The 2,664-nt window shown below is 65.1% G+C and carries 3 protein-coding genes and 1 pseudogene; 3 read left to right on the top strand and 1 reads right to left on the bottom strand.

The genetic code is table 11. The annotated features are described in order from the left end of the window. On the top strand, window positions 1-718 hold a 718-nt coding region (locus ACFYE1_RS17235; protein WP_387745704.1), incomplete at its 5' end, for a sensor histidine kinase. Continuing rightward, window positions 715-1,365 (top strand): LuxR C-terminal-related transcriptional regulator, encoded by a 651-nt coding sequence (locus ACFYE1_RS17240; RefSeq protein WP_387745707.1) that lies wholly within the window; start codon window positions 715-717, stop codon window positions 1,363-1,365. The genes ACFYE1_RS17235 and ACFYE1_RS17240, both read left to right, overlap by 4 nt. Before the next feature lie 218 nt (window positions 1,366-1,583). Here the strand turns inward: ACFYE1_RS17240 and ACFYE1_RS17245 are convergent, their stop codons facing one another. Further along, on the bottom strand, window positions 1,584-2,342 hold the full coding sequence (locus ACFYE1_RS17245; protein ID WP_387745710.1) for an alpha/beta fold hydrolase: 759 nt from the start codon (window positions 2,340-2,342) through the stop codon (window positions 1,584-1,586). Window positions 2,343-2,415: 73 nt separating this feature from the next. Here ACFYE1_RS17245 and ACFYE1_RS17250 point away from each other — a divergent pair. After that, window positions 2,416-2,586: pseudogene (locus ACFYE1_RS17250) on the top strand (HTH domain-containing protein); the annotation flags it as partial. Between the last annotated feature and the right edge of the window lie 78 nt (window positions 2,587-2,664).

Raw genomic sequence — 2,664 nt, forward strand, 5'->3', positions numbered from 1 at the left:
GAACGCCACAGGCACTCACCACCGCTGGAAGCTAGCCACCATGACTGGAAACCAGGCTGTAGGTCAGGTCAACCTGTCACCTATCGGTGCGGCAGTCCCGATTGTCACCGACAGCGTCACGCAACGCATAGAACTCGAGCGCGCCCTGCACGACGGGGTGCAGCAACACCTCCTCGCCGTCTCAACGACCCTGTCCCGAGCACAGCTTGCGTCTAACCCCGCCGAGAGCGCCGACGTCATCGACCAAGCCCAAAACCAACTCACGGAAGCTTTGGCCGAGTTGCGCCGATTGGCCCGCGGCATTCACCCCGTAGCACTCGGGCACGGAGGCCTCCCCGGAGGATTGCGCGTCATGGTCGACCGGTGGGATGACTGCGAACTCGTCCTCGAATCACCAGAGCCTTCTTTTGCGTGCCTGGACGAGACCGTCCGAGCGACGTGCTACTTCGCCGCCGCCGAAGCCTTGTCCAACGCCATCAAGTACGGGAGCAGACCCGTGACGATCACGGCCGCCTGCGACGGGCAACAGGTGACCATCACCGTCGTCGATCGAGGAGCCGGCGGGGCACGTCCTGTCCCAGGGGGTGGCCTTGCCGGGCTGAGGGATCGCCTGGCCGCGGTCGGTGGGAGAGCGATGATCACCAGCCCTGAAGGAGGACCAACGATGATAGAGATCCGATCACCCGTGCACGCCTCTACCACCCTGGGTGCGCCATGAACGGTCTACGGGTCGCCCTTGCCGACGACTCCGGCATCTTCCGCGCGGGGCTGGCCGCCCTGCTGACAGCAGCTGGAATCCACGTCGCCGCGTCCGTGGGTGACGTGCAAACCCTGCAGGAGCAGATGGAAGTACACCCCGTGGACGTCGCCATCCTCGATATCCGGATGCCCCCCACCTACACCGACGAAGGCATCCGGGCCGCGATAACCCTGCGGAAACGCCATTCAGATCTCGGCATCCTCATGCTCTCGACATACGCTGAGGCCGCGTGGGCGCGAGAACTCATTGCCGTCATCCCCTCAGGCGTCGGCTACCTCCTCAAGGACCGCGTCAGCACCGTCAATCGCCTCATCGAGGCCATCGAGGAAGTAGCCGGTGGAGGCATCGCTCTGGACTCCACCGTCGTTGCGTCGCTCATGCGCTCACACACCGTCGTTGACCGACTCACCCCCCGAGAACGCGAGGTCCTCACGCTCATCGCCGAAGGAAGATCCAACCTCGCCATCGCGCGCCAACTGCACATCTCCGTACGAACCGTGGAGGTGCATGTCGCCGCAGTCCTACGCGCCCTCAACATCCACCCCTCCCAGGATGACAACTCCCGTGTCCCAGCCACCCGGGCCTTCCTCAAACACCAACCCTGAGAACCATGCTCATCTTCCAGCCCCACCCGGGGCGGATGGACCTTCTGCACCGTTACTGCGGCAACCCCGATGACCTCTAATCGGCCATATGTAAAGTGCTTTGGCCATGGCCAGCCCCGACTCAGAGTTCACGCCATGCGGCGTGAGAGCAGCGTTTGGGTGTGTCATGTATTCCCTCGGACACGGAGAAAGGGGCCAGCCGGATTCGGCTGACCCCTTCAGGTTGTACGTGCAGTTCGGTTGGTTCGAGAAGCCTCCGACTGAATGACCTTGGCGAGGTCGCGGGGACGGCTCCACATGGGCCAATGCCCCGTCGGAAGGTCGATGACGTCGAGGTGCTCGACGTCCGCGACCTCGGCGAACATGGGATGGCCTCCTCGGGCCAGCTCCAGCACCTGCGCGCTCGAGATCGAGCAGCACACCAGGGTGGTGGGGACCTTGTGGCGGGCGTCGTTGGTGAGCTCGACGGGCTGGCGAAGCACGGGACCGGGCTCAGGGACTGCCCGGGCCCGGAAACGCTCGAGGGCCTCGGCGCTCAGGCCTTCGAGGCTCGCCTGCTGGGCGAGGGCGTCGAAGGCCGGCAGCGGAATCTCCTCCACCCCCTCCGGGAGGTCTGGGGCGAAGGCGCGTCCCGTCGCCACAGGGCCGGAGTCAACCCACACCACCCGATGGACCAGGTCAGGGTGCCGGTCGAGGACGAGGCTGACGGGGGCGTTGGCCCCGCTGTGAGCGACGAGTGTCACGGGCTCTTCCTCGGAGGCCCCGAGTCCAGTGATGACGTCCAGGACCGCTGCGACTTGATCGTCGAGAGTCCTCTCCGCACGCTCAGGATCGTCCCCGTCGAGACCGGGCAGCGTCATCGCGACTGCACGAGCGTGGTCGGTTCTGAGGTGTTCAAGGACTGCATCCCACGCCCAAGCGCCCAGCCAGTGGCCGGGGATGAGAATGATGGTCGGACTGCTCGTCGTAGTTGTCATGACTTCACCTTCCTAAGTGCTGCGGGCAGGTGTATGTCACTATTTGTGTCATGAATTTGCGGCGGGCTGAACGGTGAAGCGAACGGAACGACTTCATGCCCTGTCCGAGATGCTGCGCCGTAACGGATCACGGGCCTGCTCCGCCGAACGGCTGGCGAGGGAGTTCGGCGTATCCGTGCGCACAGTCAAGAGAGACCTCGCTGCGCTCGAGAACAGCGGTGCGCCCGTATGGTCGCGGCCAGGTCTCCGGGAGTAGCGTCCCCTAGCGTGGTGTACGCCGGGCCCTGGGGGCGTGGCGTTCCGAACGTGAGGCGGCCACCGC

It is taken from the genome of Kocuria nitroreducens (genome assembly GCF_042879195.1).
Lineage (GTDB): Bacteria > Actinomycetota > Actinomycetes > Actinomycetales > Micrococcaceae > Kocuria > Kocuria nitroreducens.